This is a genomic window from Flagellimonas sp. B-3 (genome assembly GCF_056857835.1).
Genome location: NZ_JBSXNW010000024.1, coordinates 566,524 through 582,042 on the forward strand (window position 1 = coordinate 566,524; position 15,519 = coordinate 582,042).

General features: G+C 35.9%; 17 protein-coding genes. All 17 read right to left on the reverse strand.

Going from position 1 to position 15,519, the window contains the following annotated elements:
* Positions 1 to 39 precede the first annotated feature (39 nt).
* Complete coding sequence (locus AC13CS_RS15130; protein ID WP_293166330.1) at positions 40 to 726, reverse strand: WecB/TagA/CpsF family glycosyltransferase; 687 nt, start codon at positions 724 to 726, stop codon at positions 40 to 42.
* Positions 727 to 728: 2 nt separating this feature from the next.
* Positions 729 to 1,628, reverse strand: a complete 900-nt coding sequence (locus tag AC13CS_RS15135) for a hypothetical protein (RefSeq protein WP_293166328.1) — start codon at positions 1,626 to 1,628, stop codon at positions 729 to 731.
* Positions 1,625 to 2,869 carry an O-antigen ligase family protein gene (locus tag AC13CS_RS15140; protein ID WP_293166326.1) on the reverse strand — a complete coding sequence of 415 codons (1,245 nt, stop codon included), beginning with the start codon at positions 2,867 to 2,869 and terminating at the stop codon, positions 1,625 to 1,627. The genes AC13CS_RS15135 and AC13CS_RS15140 overlap by 4 nt, the downstream gene beginning before the upstream one ends.
* Before the next feature lie 7 nt (positions 2,870 to 2,876).
* Complete coding sequence (locus AC13CS_RS15145) at positions 2,877 to 4,010, reverse strand: O-antigen ligase family protein (protein WP_293166324.1); 1,134 nt, start codon at positions 4,008 to 4,010, stop codon at positions 2,877 to 2,879.
* The gene (locus AC13CS_RS15150) at positions 4,000 to 5,028 is read right to left on the reverse strand and encodes a polysialyltransferase family glycosyltransferase (RefSeq protein ID WP_293166322.1); all 1,029 of its coding nucleotides are present in this window, start codon (positions 5,026 to 5,028) and stop codon (positions 4,000 to 4,002) included. Before AC13CS_RS15150 ends, AC13CS_RS15145 begins: the two co-directional genes overlap by 11 nt.
* Complete coding sequence (locus tag AC13CS_RS15155; RefSeq protein WP_293166321.1) at positions 5,019 to 6,275, reverse strand: oligosaccharide flippase family protein; 1,257 nt, start codon at positions 6,273 to 6,275, stop codon at positions 5,019 to 5,021. Before AC13CS_RS15155 ends, AC13CS_RS15150 begins: the two co-directional genes overlap by 10 nt.
* Positions 6,257 to 7,273, reverse strand: coding sequence for a pseudaminic acid synthase (pseI, locus tag AC13CS_RS15160; RefSeq protein ID WP_293166319.1), 1,017 nt, complete (start codon positions 7,271 to 7,273; stop codon positions 6,257 to 6,259). Before pseI ends, AC13CS_RS15155 begins: the two co-directional genes overlap by 19 nt.
* The gene (locus AC13CS_RS15165) at positions 7,270 to 8,280 is read right to left on the reverse strand and encodes a hypothetical protein (RefSeq protein ID WP_293166317.1); all 1,011 of its coding nucleotides are present in this window, start codon (positions 8,278 to 8,280) and stop codon (positions 7,270 to 7,272) included. Before AC13CS_RS15165 ends, pseI begins: the two co-directional genes overlap by 4 nt.
* Positions 8,281 to 8,287: 7 nt before the next feature.
* Positions 8,288 to 8,944 carry a PglD-related sugar-binding protein gene (locus tag AC13CS_RS15170; protein WP_293166315.1) on the reverse strand — a complete coding sequence of 219 codons (657 nt, stop codon included), beginning with the start codon at positions 8,942 to 8,944 and terminating at the stop codon, positions 8,288 to 8,290.
* Positions 8,941 to 9,828 (reverse strand): HpcH/HpaI aldolase/citrate lyase family protein, encoded by an 888-nt coding sequence (locus AC13CS_RS15175; protein ID WP_293166313.1) that lies wholly within the window; start codon positions 9,826 to 9,828, stop codon positions 8,941 to 8,943. The genes AC13CS_RS15170 and AC13CS_RS15175 overlap by 4 nt, the downstream gene beginning before the upstream one ends.
* 6 nt (positions 9,829 to 9,834) lie before the next feature.
* Positions 9,835 to 10,314 carry a MaoC family dehydratase gene (locus AC13CS_RS15180; protein WP_293166311.1) on the reverse strand — a complete coding sequence of 160 codons (480 nt, stop codon included), beginning with the start codon at positions 10,312 to 10,314 and terminating at the stop codon, positions 9,835 to 9,837.
* The gene (locus tag AC13CS_RS15185) at positions 10,298 to 11,116 is read right to left on the reverse strand and encodes an aldolase/citrate lyase family protein (RefSeq protein WP_293166309.1); all 819 of its coding nucleotides are present in this window, start codon (positions 11,114 to 11,116) and stop codon (positions 10,298 to 10,300) included. The genes AC13CS_RS15180 and AC13CS_RS15185 overlap by 17 nt, the downstream gene beginning before the upstream one ends.
* A 15-nt stretch (positions 11,117 to 11,131) precedes the next feature.
* On the reverse strand, positions 11,132 to 11,821 hold the full coding sequence (gene pseF / locus AC13CS_RS15190; protein WP_293166307.1) for a pseudaminic acid cytidylyltransferase: 690 nt from the start codon (positions 11,819 to 11,821) through the stop codon (positions 11,132 to 11,134).
* Positions 11,814 to 12,965, reverse strand: a complete 1,152-nt coding sequence (gene pseC, locus AC13CS_RS15195) for a UDP-4-amino-4,6-dideoxy-N-acetyl-beta-L-altrosamine transaminase (protein WP_293166305.1) — start codon at positions 12,963 to 12,965, stop codon at positions 11,814 to 11,816. Before pseC ends, pseF begins: the two co-directional genes overlap by 8 nt.
* Positions 12,962 to 13,978 (reverse strand): UDP-N-acetylglucosamine 4,6-dehydratase (inverting), encoded by a 1,017-nt coding sequence (pseB, locus tag AC13CS_RS15200; RefSeq protein WP_293166303.1) that lies wholly within the window; start codon positions 13,976 to 13,978, stop codon positions 12,962 to 12,964. Before pseB ends, pseC begins: the two co-directional genes overlap by 4 nt.
* Positions 13,979 to 14,091: 113 nt before the next feature.
* Positions 14,092 to 14,652 carry a dTDP-4-dehydrorhamnose 3,5-epimerase gene (gene rfbC, locus AC13CS_RS15205; protein ID WP_293166301.1) on the reverse strand — a complete coding sequence of 187 codons (561 nt, stop codon included), beginning with the start codon at positions 14,650 to 14,652 and terminating at the stop codon, positions 14,092 to 14,094.
* Positions 14,649 to 15,518, reverse strand: a complete 870-nt coding sequence (gene rfbA, locus AC13CS_RS15210; RefSeq protein WP_293166299.1) for a glucose-1-phosphate thymidylyltransferase RfbA — start codon at positions 15,516 to 15,518, stop codon at positions 14,649 to 14,651. The genes rfbC and rfbA overlap by 4 nt, the downstream gene beginning before the upstream one ends.
* Between the last annotated feature and the right edge of the window lies 1 nt (position 15,519).

Sequence of the window (15,519 nt, forward strand, 5' to 3'; positions counted from 1 at the left end):
TTGAATTATATCAAAAAGACAGATCAAAACCCATATTGTCTATTTAAAATACCTGTCCAAAAACAATAATGACAAACCCTTGGGATAATTTATTGAGTATCTTTTAAATAATTTAGGCTCCTTATAAATCCTGTAGGCCCACCTTAGATGCAATCTGTTAATATAACTTGGAAAATAATCCCTGCCCTTATTTGCTGTTTGACTCATAAATGCCCCACAGCAAAAAGATGATCCTTCATAGCCTTTTTTGCGAGCCTTTACAATAAAACTTTCTTGTTTTGGGGTGCCCATTCCAACGATGGTACAATCAACTTCCTTAGAAATTAGACCATTGATTACATGATCTTCATCCAAATCAAAGCCATTGTAGGTGTCAATAATATTCATTTGAGGATAATTCTCCTTGACCGTCTTTATAAAAGAAGACATATCATTTTCTGAGCCTCCTATAAATACCACCCTTTTATTGTTTCTTTCGAGGTAACCAAAAAATTCGGCAAAGTAGGAAGAAAAATCAGGGGCCATACGGTTAAATCTTTTACCCATAAAAATTTGAATGAAAAGCAGCAGCATAATACCATCCAAAGTGAAGTAATCAATTTTTTCAATGATTTTTGGAGTCTTCCGTAGAATCTGATAATTATAAATGTTCAAGTACGAAACAGTTTGAGACCTCTTTTCGAAATCAATATCATCTATTATTTTATCGCAAATCTGATTAATCATCTTTAATGTTTAAATTCATTATTGTAGCGAAGCAATTTATTGGAAAAAACTTCATTTAGGTAAAGCTCTTGCACCCATTTATTGCCATAATCATTAAACTCCCCCAACCTTAATTTTTCGAAGGACCCCAAATCCTGAAGTACAACCCTGTAAACAATTAGCTCACCTTCTTCCGAATTAGCGCATTTACAATACCATTTATTGCTAAAAAGTCCAGAGAGGTTATCAAAATCACCATTTTCCTTTATTAGATGAACCATCATCTTATTCTTAGCTGCCACCTCTTTTGGTGTTATCATAAACAATTCATTTTTTGACAATAAAACATAAAACCCAAAAGTATTTCTGTAAAATGATCCGGTATGTAACCTCATTGCAAAATGGTTCCTTAGACTGTTCATGCCTATGGTTTTCAAGAATTTTTCTTTGGCCGGGTTATTGCTATTAGTAGATATTTCAGAAAATTGAATTTGTTTAGCCCAAATGTTTTTACTGCCGCCATTTTCAGTTCTCTTGAATTGCCCTGTCCGGATACCAACAAACCCCTTGCTTTCAAACTTTATGGATATTGTATCAAAATCACCGAACCCTGTTTTTGTTAATTGGGATATTCTTTGATGGTTTGGAAAGAAATCCAAATTGTCAAACGTATTATCCTTTTTAATCATGTGCAGCATAACCTTATACCTCAGAAACTCTTCTCTTTCCTTGAAAAAATAATATATGGATTTTTTATTAATTAACACGTACGTTTCATCCTGTCCCTTTTCAAAATACCCATTGACAAAGGCTTCGTCAAGTTCAGTCTGAACAATTTTATGGTTGACTTCACTTTTCTTTTCTGGACTTTGGCAGGAAAGAAACAGGCATACTAAAGCAAATAAAAAACAGCTCTTGCTCATCGTCTTGTTTTTGATTCCCAAAATAGCAATGGGGGTATTAAAGCATAAAAGTATATTCCCATTTGTCTATTTAGTGCAACTTCAACAAAAAGAAGTGCCAATACTAGTGCATAAATCGATAAGAATAACGCCTTTGATTTTAAAATGGCAAGTCTTATACATGTTATAATTGAGACTAAAAAGCAAATTAACCCTACTACTCCAAACTCATAACAAATCTGCAAGTAATTATTGTGCAAGTTCCAAGTTGAAATCAACTTCATGGCTCTAATGGTGGGCCAATCGTAATTGTTCATCAAAATGTCTTTCTCAACCTTCCATTTAAACATATCTTTCTTCGAACCCAGACCAAAACCCGTGAAAGGCTCTTCCTTCAACTGAATAATAGCTGTTTTCCAAAGCCAGATTCTTTGAGAAACCCCATCCTCTTTAATTGTGCCAAGTTCCATTCTTTCCCTACTTAAAAAAAGTTCATTCAGCCGATTGTCATCAAACGCAAAAGCAGAAAAAAAGATTAAACACAGAGATAAAAGGCCAATAGAAAGATACATGTACTGTTTCTTTTTGACGCTTATAAAAACGAAGTGTCCCAATAAAAAAACCAACATTAAAATTCCAAGTTTAGACTGCAACAAAAGAAGGGAGCTTCCAAAAACAAGATATCCAAAAGCCTTGTAGCTTGTTTTTATCACGATTTTGTTAATAAATACAATGGCAGTAATGATATAAATTGAATAGTATAAAGGATGTAAATCTAAAAGCTCTGCAAACTCGAAATATAAAACCCGTTGTAAATCACCATCTCGCAAAACCCTAAAAACACCATAAATGATGGAGATAAGGCATGAGACAAATACTCCTGAAATAAAGCTAAGCTTTAATTTAAAATAATTGGTTTTTGCAGGGGCCTTTGTAAACAAAAGCAAAAATGGAACAAATAAGATTGGTGAAGCCCTTACAATCAACTCTATTGCCCGATTTTGAAAATTTGTAAAAATCATACCAGCCAAATACATCAAAAAAATAAAGCAATATGATAGTAAAAATAATAAATCGCTTCTTCTAGGCGACTTGATTTTCAGATAAAACAGGGAGGTTGCCGAAAACAGAAGTAAGGATAAGGACGAAAAAAACGGTGTTAAAGAAAAAGAAAACGCAAATAAATAAATTGCAAAAGGCAATGCATTTTTTTTAAACTGTGATTTTGAATCAAATTCCATTATCCGCTCTACAATAGACATTTAACACTCATTTCCGTATCCTAGCGCCACCCATATTTTCGTGATAAAAAGATGATATAATCAAGATGGAAACCAAGTATAAATTGAAAATCATATTTGAATACCACAAAACAATATAGAGCAGGGCAATTAAAAGCGAAGTTATGTTTTTCAGTGCAAGTCTGTAAAGCAAAACGAAAAAAATTCCTGCGCCAAGAATGCCCCAGTCATTAATCAATCGAATAAAATCATTATGAGGGAATATATCCAATCCGATTTTTTCAATAATTAAATTCCTAGAATATTCATTTCCTTTTCCAAATAGAATTTCCCATTTATTTCCCAAGAAAAAATTCTCTTCAACTATCTGGTACAATCTGTATCTGAGCCCAAAAGATGCATCCCTGGCATCTTTGTACCGTAAGGTAATCAACTCAGGGTAATTTTCCACAACGATTCCATAGAGGGAGTACACGAAAAATAAAATCAGAAAGAATATAAGAAAGACCCCTCCTCTATTAAGTGCTTTTTTATTGATAACATACCTTAAGACGGGGTACCCGATCAAAAAAATAATTACTAACCTAGTTTTTGATAAACCCACGAAAAAGAGCACAAAAAGAAACGTTAATACCCTAATCCATCTCTTTTGGTCGGTCATCGTGTCAAATAATATGAAAAGAGCCGCTAAAAGGCCAGCAAAAGTTGTAGGGGAACCTGTAAATCCGATATATCTTTCCCCAACTTCCATATATGCATGGCTAACAAAAAGAAACATTACAGCCATTAATAAGTAAATAACCAAATATCTTCTTACTATTTTGTTCTTAAGTATAAATCCAGATTCTACAGTAGTTAGATACAAAAAAAGAATGAAGGAATATGTTGCAAATAAGATTGGAATACTATATCGAACCGTGGTGAAATTGATTGCTGAAACCAAGACCACTAGTAAGATGATTAGAAGGTTAGATGAGTCTTGCTTGGAAATCATAAACTTCCTCTGCCTAACAATTTTAATTGAAAGAAAAAGTAAGATTATAAAAAAGTATGGTGCAGTAACTCTGAATGGCTCAAGGTCAAAAAAAAAGATTGCTCCCAAAAGAACCGGATAGCTTAAAATTGATGCCAAAAAAAATCCATTTCCAAACTTAATCTTCAAAATCCTTGTGATTTAGGTTAGATAGCTTCAAACACTTGGTTTCCTTTAAAAAGGAAATTTTTGGGCTCTTATCAAAAAATATGGTATATACCTTCTCTTTAGGGTAACCTGCCATTAGAATATCAATTACGATTGAAGATGAAAAATTTATGATTTTCTCAAATTCAAAATAATCAAATGCTTCTCCAATCAACCTTTTATCCAACAAGGTAACATTGTTATTTATAAATTCATTATTAAAAAATTCCATATTCTCCCTAGGGTGTGGCTTTATAACAATCTGTTTTTGCGCAAAGGCATCTATTAAAACTTGAAATATTTTCTTTTTTTCACGGTCTTTTATACCATAGTCCTCACTTGGGAACGAGTAAATAAGAATTTTTCCCGTGGAGGCAGAATAAGACCCTTTATTTTTTTTAGAAGGGCCCGGAAGCTGCCGATACTCCACTTTATTTCTTTTTTTTGGCAACAGTTTCGGCATTCTTGCATAAACAATGTTGATATTAGAATCCAAGCCCAAAGTATATACATAATCTATCCTTTCTCCAAATAGTAGAGGTGTAAGGAATTTGTATGCAACCTTTGTCAGTTTTGTATTGAATGTCCTACCTGTTTTATAATATCCAACACCCTCTTCCACTGCAATCAAATTCGATATTTTACGGTACATTGAAGGAGTGGCCAACAACATTTGGGAAAAAACATCTTTTTCACTCCCTATGTAAAGATTAAGCCCGTCCTTTAATGAGTACTTCATTTGACATCCAGTTATTTTTCCTCGAATTCTTTGAATCGCCTGCTTTGCCTCTTTAAAATAACTAATGTCCAATCTAAACAATCTTCTTTTAGAGAACTCGAAACCATCTATTCTCTCCAAAGCGCAATTACAATTTTCAAAAGAGACATGTTTACTATGAAAGACCAAAGTTGTTTCTGAATCAAAGAGGTTCTTATCAACAGCCCCAATCATATGTTTTTGAAAGGGTGTAAGTACTATTGCTATGTTTTCTACCTCCATTGATCCATTAGGTTTTTACCAAATTTTCTCTTAACAAGAAAAAGCACGAAATTTCCTGTCAATAGCGCAACTGCTGCACCATAAATTCCAAACAATGGGATTAGAAGGATATTCATAAAAATATTAAATACACAGGCTAAAAAAGTAGCTTTCAAAATAAGAGCTTCCTTTTCAAAACCTATTATAGCAAAATGATATGAAAAGTTAAGGTTCAAAAATAAAAAGGCTGTAAGCAGTATATAAAATATGGGTATGTTAGGATACAATTCGCTCCGACCTATATATTTCAAAAAAATCGGAATTAAAACAACTGATAAAAGCGCATATGAAATTACAATAAAAAGCGTTTTTCTTTGAATATTCTTCATTGCGCCAAGTGTACTATCCCTGCTTTTTTCGTGCACTCCCTGAATTATATCGGGATAAATGAATGAAATGTACATTGTGAAAATTATAACATTTATGAGGTTGGCCAATTGAAAATAGAGTGCATATATTCCCAACTCGGTTTTGTCAAGAAAAAAGGTAATTAGGTATCTATCGGAGTATTCTATAACTTTTAAGCATATTGTGGACATAAACATTGTTAGGCCAACCCCTATACCCTTTTTGATCCATTTAAAATCAATTCTTTCCCTTGTGAATGATTTTATATTAGGATAAAACGCAATGCCCAATACACAAGTTATAAACGCGAAAAGCAACCATAGTTCTAATATGCCGGGTATGCTTATTTGAAAATCTTTGATGAAAACAAGACCAAAAACTATGATTCCTGCCCAACTACCCGTTCTGAGAAGGAGTAATACATTGGCAAACAGTGGTTTTCTGAGCGCAATGTAAGACCTGAACAATTCTTGACCAAGATGTTCAAAAACTATTAAAAAGTAAAGTATCCAAAATGGACCGACATCAACTACATCAAAATTCTTAGTTGTATACCAAATAAAAGGAAGCAAAAGCAAGTATGAAAAAGAGTAAAAAACCAAGGAGTTTTTAAAAAAAAACACTTCATTTTTTTTTTGTTTTATCAACAGCCTATTTGCATATACATAAAAATCGAACCCAAAAAGAATAATCAACAAGGCCACGGTAGTGCTCATTAAAGTATATTCACCTTGAAATTCGAGCGATATTTCCTTTGTCAACAAAAATGTAAGCAAAAATCGCGAGCCAAGGCCCAGCAACCTGCATGAAACCGTAAGTAACTTGTTATATAAATCTTTATTTAGCAAAGCATTCTCCATGTTAATGCTGTACCAGCCTTGTAGGTATTGTTGACCTTTCTGCCTAAAACATCATTAAGGTATTTCGGGTGTAACCCATAACCAGGTCTTACCGAGCGAAGGTTTTCCTCTGTGACCACATCCCCTGCCTTAACATCCTTGGATAGAAACAATGATCTTCTTCTCAACTTATTTCTTTCGGTCAAAGAATAGTCTATTTGTCCAAGACATTTTTCCGCTTCCCTTACGGCCCTGACCATTTCCTTAAACTCATCAGGGTTCATTGAAAATGCCGAGTCAACACCTCCAAATTCTCTATCCAGTATAAAATGCTTTTCAATAACTCTTGCCCCCAATGCTACCGAAACAATAGGAACCGTTGCTCCCATTGTATGGTCAGAGAGGCCAACTTTGACATTGAAGGTGCTTTTGAGGTTTGGAATAGTTTTTAAATTAGCCATCTCAGGAACTGCAGGATATTCCGAAGTACATTTTAATAGAGTAATATCGTTGTTCCCCACTTTGCGACAAGTATTTACCGCCAGTTCTATATCTGCAAGCGATGCCATCCCGGTTGAAATGATAACCGGTTTATTCTTAGATGCAACATATTCAATAAGTGGAATGTCGGTAATTTCCGGGGATGCGACCTTATACATCTGAACGCACAAAGATTCCAGAAGGTCAACTCCTGCTTTATCAAAAGGTGAAGAAAAAAATATCATCCCCAATTCTTCTGCTTTTTTCTTTAGAACGGGATGCCATTCGTATAGTAAACTGCCCTCGGTAAAAAGTTCGTACAATGTTCTCCCTTTCCATAAGCCATCCTTTCTGGGCCCAAAAATGTCATTGTTTACATTTAGGGTTAATGAGTCTGCTGTGTAGGTCTGCACTTTTATCGCATCCGCACCAGATTTTGCCGCTGCTTCAATGGTCCTGACCGCGAGTTCCAAATCATTGTTGTGGTTTGCGGAAAGTTCAGCGATTATGAACACGCCATTTTCAGTCTCTTCATTCATAATATTTCTTCAATTATTTTTATAACTCTGTTCACTCCTTTATTGTCAACTATTTCTTTTGCCCTATTTCCCAGTTTTTCTCTAATCTCTACATCCAAAAATTGGCTAATTGCTTGATTGATCTGATCTTTGTTTATGTTGTCTATTAGTCCCAGATGGTAAAGGGCACCTGTCTTATTAGCTAGAAAGTCTGAGGCCTCCGTGTTTGATTTTTGGTGCCCAATACTCATTACAGGCATTCCTATGCTTAATAACTCATAGGTGCTAACTCCAAAAGTTGCTATTACAACATCTGATTCAATTACTGTATCGAAATCAAACTCCTTAAAGCTAACGTTACTAGGCAAATAAGTTGGAACACTCCCACGGTGCAAATAATTTTCTCCAAAATAAAAAACAAACATTATTTCTTGCCATCTATTAAAATCCAGCAAATTATACACAGACCCCAATACATTTCTGGGATCGCTTCCGCCACTAATTATTCCAATTTCATTGACTTTTAGACTATAATTCTTGCTTAATTGTTTGAACTCATTCATCCTTTCATTTAAAATCGAATACTCTAGGCCCTGGTATACCTTTGTTCCACTACTAACAAAACCCTCAAAAAAAGAGTCTTTCTGGTGAATTGATGGTAAAATGAAAATGTCTGCCAAAAACCTCGATTCAGTTAAATTTTGGTAGAACACAACTTTTGCCTTTGGTTTTACTTTATTCAATTTTTCCTCTCTAAAAGAACAAATTGCGTCTACATAGAGAAGGTCAAAATTACCGCTAATACATATTTCAACGGTTTGGTCCTCTTCGCTCCCGCTTTCCAGGTTGTAGTGCTCAAACTCAAAACTTGGCAATTGACTCCAGAATAAAGAATCTGCATGAACAAATGATACGTAAAAACCCCTATTTCTTAAAGCTTTTCCTAAATGATAACTTCTAAAAAAGTGTCCTAGGCCTATTTGTTCACCAGCATCTACTCTAAAAAGTATCTTCTTGCCTTCTATCATTCTAAATTTAATTCACCGTTCCAATTTGTCTGGCTGGATTTCCTACCATTTTAGCATAATCTGGCACATCTTTCAATACTACCGCCCCAATTCCTGTTACAGACCATTTTCCCAATGTTACAAACTCCAATGTAGTTGCATTAGTACCTAAATAGGCCCCTTCTTTTAAAACTACATCGGCACCAATGCAAGCATTATTGGCAACATAACTGTAATCATTCAGTTTTGCTCCATGACCAATCAAGGATTGGGCAAAAATTTGTACGTGATTACCTATCTCGGTATTTGGGCCTATTGATACGAAAGGTTGAATACAGGTGCCATATCCTATTTCACTAAACTTGGAAATAACAGCCGTTGGGTGTATTAATGTGGCAAATCTCTCTTTAGGAATTTCAAGTTCGTTCAGTTTTGAAAGAAACTTAAAGTTAAGTTTTACGGAAATTAAAGAGTAGAAAAAATAGACGTCAGGTTTTTCAATATATTTTTGGACGTTGGGTTTGTTTATTTTACCGAGTATTGGGTAACCATTAATGGGTGCCGTTTCATTGTCGTTTAAAAACCCCAAGACTTCCCATGTCTTTTCATTTTTGTTAATGTCTTCAATTGTTGATAAAGCCACTGTTCCGTTACCATATCCTCCAATGATTATAATTTTTTTCATTGCTTTTTTCTTTGAATCAACTTATCCTTTTCAAGAATCTTTTTTGCTTTTGCCACAAATGGCGGACCAATAAACTTGCCATTGATTATAGCGACTCCTAACCCTTCTTTTCTCGCTAGTTGGTCTGAAATTAAAATCTCTTTGGAATGCTGTACGTCCTCCTTTGAAGGGGAATAGTATTTATGGACAAGAGGGATTTCAATAGGGTTTAAAACCAGCATTCCTTCAAAACCTAATTTAACGGACAATTGGAGATTTTTTTCCAAATCTGTAAGGTCTTTGACTCTGACATGAACAGTGTCTATTGGAATTACATTCTGTGCCCTAGCCCCCATTGCAATCAGTGCCCTTGGACTAAAAAGACTCATGTGCTCTTGGTCATGTATTCCTTCTAAGTCCGTTATAAAATCTTCAGAGCCGAAAGCTATGGCCACCACCCTTTCAGAAGCTGCACATATCTCCTGAACATTCATTACCGCAGAGGCCGTTTCAATCAATGCTATAATTTTAAAAGACCCTATCTTATATCCCTTTTCGAACTCTATTGTTTCCAAGAGTTTGTCAAAAAAATATATGTCCTCTCCTCTTTTCGCTTTCGGATACATAAAACCTGCAATACCCGGTATGGTCAATTGGCTAACATCTTTTAGTAATTGGCCACTTTCTCTGTCATTAATTCTAGGAAAGATTGTCCGGCCTTTAAACATACCCTTTTCCAAGTACTCTATAATTTTATTTCTGGCGACTTGTTTATTTGCTACTGGCTGCACCGAGTCTTCGATATCAAGAAGCAATATGTCTGCGTCTACCTTCATAGCGCTTTGCATAAGCTTGTCACTGTGGGCGGGAACAAACATTAAGCTCCTCATTAAAACATCTTTCATAGAGTTCTACTTAGGCATTCTAGGAACTAAAACTTTTCTTTTAAAACTAATGACATTCTGTTTATGTTGATTATATCCAATTGTTTCAACATGAACTATTCCTCTATCACTTTTGGATTTGGATTCTCTCTTCGCTAGTATTTTGGTTTTCGCATAGAGCGTATCATTAATAAAAACAGGGTTTAAATGCTTAATATCTTCATATTCCAAATTGGCTATCGCCTTTCCACTTATATCAGGAACAGATATTCCAACTATTAAGCTGAAAACCAATGTCCCTACGACAAGCAGCTGTTTATGCTGCTTCTTTTCTGCATAGTCCAAGTTAATATGCACTGGATGATGATTCATCGTCAGCAAACTGAAAAAATTATTGTCACTTTCAAAAATAGTCTTGGATCCTTCGTGCAAAACCTCCTCGCCTATAATAAAATCCTCAAAGTATCTTCCAAATTTTGTTACAGCCATGTTATTTTCTAAATTCATTAATTATTCTTATTGCTAGTTTTATATGGGGCTTTTCCACAACTTTACCATTTATCAAGATAGGGTCAAATTCATTTGCTCCACCATGTTTGTTTAATTTTTGTTCCACTTGTAGTGCCCACTCGTATTCTAAATCACTGTAGAACTTGGTTCCATTTACAATTTCCAATTGATTTGGGTGAATAATAAACTTTCCATCATAGCCCTTATCAAATCCGTCCATCAACTCTTCTCTAAAGCTTTCTCCATCCATAATGTTCATTGAGGCAATATCAATGGCTAGAATGTCATATGCTTTAGAAAAATACAAAATTTGTTGTCTCAAAACCTCTAGGTTTTGTAAAGTATGCTTTGCTTGTATGGCAGATATAAAATCATGGCTTCCCAAAGCCAATCCATATACATGTTGATGATAATTGGAAATATGATTAAAGCTTTCCATATATAATCTTGGAGTCTCAATGAGCAAAATAACTTTAAGTGTTGATTTTGTTCTTTTTAAACAAAGCTCAAAATCGTTAAAGCCCGTTAATTTTGGAAAAACAAACCGGGTAAAACCATTTTCAAGTAACCTGTCAAAAATTTTAAAATCAAAGTTTCCCTTAGAATCCATTAATGGAACTCTGAAAAAGCAGTTACGGATATCCTCATTTGGATATTTCAGAATTCGTTCTAACAGATTATTCTTTTCTGAAGTTTTTACAGCATCCTCTAAATCAATGACTATTTCAGTTGCTCCCTTTTCTTTAATATGAGCAATTTTATGTAGCTTATTTGCAGGAATAAAGAAAAAAGATTGCATGGTACCTGTTGCTTTTTATTTTCTTTCGTACTGATTTCCTTTTTGCTGATTGAATTTATACTTCAATTCCGCTAGCTCCCAATCTTTCTCTGTATCAATGTCCTGAGCCTGGTTGCCGTTAATGACTACAACTCCCTTTTTGGCGCCATGGAGTCTCTCCTTGCTGGTCATCCAATAAAATTGTCCCGCATCATGGTATGAAGGCTCTAAATCCTGTGATCTTGATTTATAATGCTCCGGAAAGAAAAAGTGCATCCTATTATCAGAATCAATTTTTATTGCTCTTTGTATTGGGTAGGAAAATTCTACGACCGGCCTAACCGAATCATATTGATTTTTCTGGAGTACACTTAGCCCTTCATTCAACGCCTCCAGACTTGCTAGTGGAGCTGTTGGTAAAATACAGCAGATAAAATCAAACTGTGTTTTATACGTTGATAGTACTTCGTCGATTACCTCAGATAGGGTTGCAAAATCATCTGAATTCTTTTTTGACCTTAAAAATGGCACACTTGCGCCAAATTTTTTAGCAATCGCTGCTATTTCCTCGTCTTCAGTTGAAACCATTACTTCTGTGAAGAGATTACTCTGAATTGCCAATTCAATCGAATAGGCAATTATTGGCTTCCCTAAAAAATGTTTTAAATTTTTTCTCGGAATCCTTTTGCTTCCTCCCCTTGCTGGTATGATTGCCAAATTATTCATTAAACTCTAGCATTTTTTCTATCACAAAATTCTGTTCGTTATCTTTCAAGGAAGGATACATTGGTAAGCTAATACATTTGCTATAATATCTAAGTGCGTTGTTTAAATCAGCATTATCATAACCTATTCTCTTGTAATAAGGCAAGGTATGTACGGGGATATAATGAATTTGAGCAAATATGTTGTTCTCTTTTAAAAAATCATACAATCCCTTCCTGTTTTCTACTTCTACAACAAAAAGGTGATGGGCATTCCAGCTTTCATCTGGTAATGCTTGGTATTTTAATTTTCCTTTAAATGCAGTTTTATACCTCTCGGCTATTTCATTCCTTCTTAAAACCCCCTCGTTGTTCTTCACAAGTTGTGTTATTCCGAGGGCAGACTGGATATCGGTAAGTCTGTAGTTGAATCCAAGTTCTTGCATCTCATAGTACCACCCTCCATGATTCTCCTCCATGCCATCCTTGGTTATCCCATGAGTTCTTAATAGCAGTAGTCTGTTGTATAGCTTCTCATCATTTGTGGTCAACATTCCTCCTTCCCCACAAGCAATATGTTTTACTGGATGAAACGAAAAAACACCAATATCTGCATAGTTTCCGTTTCCACAGAACTGTTTTTCCCCATTTGAATCCGTAAAAAACCCTCCTGGTGCATGACAAGCATCCTCAATAATCCATAACCCGTGTTCCTTGGCCAATCGCCTGAATTTTTCAAGATTTATAGGCAATCCAGCAAAATCTACAGGAATAATTCCTTTAAAAAAGCCTTTGGACTTACTTTCAATTAATTCTTTTGTTTTTTCAAACGAAATGAGGTAAGTCTCTGGGTCTATATCCGCAAACCAAACTTCACCTTGAGCATATCTTACGCAATTAGCTGTGGCGGCGAATGTTATTGGGGTAGTTATTACTCTGTCGCCAGGTTTTAGACCCATTGCCAAAACCGCTAAATGCAATCCAGCTGTTGCGTTACTAACTGCAACGGCATATTTTGAGCCAACATATTCGGCAAAATTTTCTTCAAACTCTGCAACTTTTGGGCCTTGGGTTAAAAAGTCAGAGGTCAATGTTTCTATAACTGATTGTATATCAGTTTCATCTATCGACTGACGACCATAGGGTATTATTGGGCTCAAGCTCATACCTTAAAAGTTTCATCAACATGCTTAACAATAAGTGAACGAAGGTTTTCAACAGTTTCCCATTCGGTATTTTCTCCAGAATTATATCTAAACCCTTCTGGCACTTTGGCGGCATCAAAAGCTTCTATAAAATCATCCAGTTTCCAGCTATGCGTTGCCGGTAAAATGACATAATACCTACCAAGATCATACGTGTAAAAGGAATCGGAGCTTGTAATCATTTCTTCATGCAGTTTTTCCCCAGGCCTTATCCCAATCACAGGTTTGTCGCATTCGGGACCAATAGCTTCAGCAACATCCATTATTCGATACGAGGGGATTTTAGGCACAAAAAGTTCACCTCCCCAGGCATGTTCAAGAGCATGCATTACCATATCAACACCACCTTGCAACGATATATTAAACCTAGTCATGTTGGAATCAGTAATAGGAAGTACTCCTTCAGATTTTTTTTTATTGATGAAAAATGGAATCACAGATCCATTTGAACCCATGACGTTTCCATATCTTACTACCGAAAATCTAATTGGTCTGTCTCCTTTAATATTGTTTGCCGCTATAAAAAGTTTGTCAGAAGTTAATTTAGTTGCACCATAGAGGTTTATAGGTGCACATGCTTTATCTGTTGATAATGCAACAACTCGTTCTACCTTGGTTTCAAAACAGGCATCCACCACATTTTGTGCCCCTCCAATGTTTGTTTTGATACATTCTTCAGGGTTATATTCTGCCAAATGAACATGCTTCATTGCAGCTGCATGAATCACATAATCAACCCCTTTAAAAGCCCTTACCAATCTATCCTTATCTCGTACATCACCAATAAAAAAACGTATCTGTGGATATTCTTTATGAGGATATTCCTGAGCCATTTGAAATTGCTTTTGCTCATCCCTAGAGAAAATAATCAACCTCCTTACTTCTGGGTGTTTAGAAAATATATGAGAGGTTAAAGCCTTACCCAATGAACCTGTGCCTCCAGTGATTAAAACTGATTTTCCTTCAAAAGTCATTCTGTTGTAGTTTTATTATAATCCTGCTAAGTTTAATACCCTTTTCTTTTTCTATTGCCCTTCAAACCCTTGCACATTTCAAAACATTGACAAAACTAGAATAAATATTCTGTTTAACTCCAATCAATATGATTGAAGTTTTTTTCATGCACCAAAGTTGAATCCTTTTTTGAAAGAACTATTTCTTTTTTATTCAGCTTCCATTTTATATTTAGGTCTGGGCAATCAAAACGAAGTCCTCCCTCCGCTTTGTGGTTATAGTAATTATCGCACTTGTACATTACTTTTGCCGTATCGCTCAACGTTAAAAACCCATGGGCGAAACCTCTAGGCACAAATAACTGTTTTTTGTTCTTGTCGCTCAGCTCCATGGAGAAATGCCGCGCAAAGGTAGGAGAATCTTTACGAAAGTCAACTACAACATCTTGGATTGTCCCTTCAAGAATCTGGATTAGCTTAGCTTGAGCATGCTCTCCTTTTTGAAAATGCAACCCCCGGAGTACCCCTTTCTTGGAAAAGGATTGGTTATCCTGCACAAAGTTTACTTCTCGTCCAATCGCTTCACAAAAATCCTTGTGGTTATAGCTTTCAAAAAAATAGCCCCGCTCATCTTCAAAAACTGTGGGCTCAATTATAAAGCACCCTTTTAACTTGGTCTCCGTTGCCTTGATCATGCCTCTTTGCTCAATATGCCCAACAATCTTTTTCCGTAACCACTCTTCATCAATGGTTTTGCCAGCTCTTTTAATGCTTCTTGGCCGATATAGCCCATTTCATACGCCGCTGCTTCTATCGACCCAGTTATCAAGCCTTGTCGCTCCTCGATCACTTCTACAAATTTTGAGGCTTGCATCAAGGCTTGGAACGTGCCGGTATCCAACCAAGCCGTTCCTCTATCTAGAATACTTACATTGAGTTTACCTCTTTTTAAGTATGCCTTGTTCACATCAGTAATCTCCAATTCCCCCCTTACACTGGGTTGTATGCTTTTGGCAATGGAGATGACCTCATTATCATAAAAATAAATCCCTGGCACTACATAATTGGATTTGGGTTCCTTTGGCTTCTCTTCAATACTGATGGCTTTTCCTGCTTCATCAAATTCTACCACACCATATCGCTGTGGGTCGTTGACTCGGTATGCATAAATGATTCCTCCGTCGGGGTCATTGTTTGCTTGCAACAGTTTGGACAAGCCTGCGCCGTAAAAAATGTTGTCCCCCAAAATGAGGGCTACTTTGTCCTCCCCAATAAAATCTTCACCTATAATGAAGGCTTCCGCCAATCCATTTGGGGATTCTTGCACCGCGTAGGAAAAGGAACAGCCGTACTTTTGTCCGTCACCCAACAGTTCCTGGAACAACGGGAGGTCCTTTGGTGTGGATATAATCAATATATCCTTGATTCCCGCATACATTAAGGTGGACAATGGATAATAAATCATTGGCTTGTCGTAAATGGGCATCAACTGCTTGCTCACCGAAAGGGTAAGTGGGTGCAGCCTACTGCCGGTTCCTCCTGCCAAGATGATTCCCTTCATT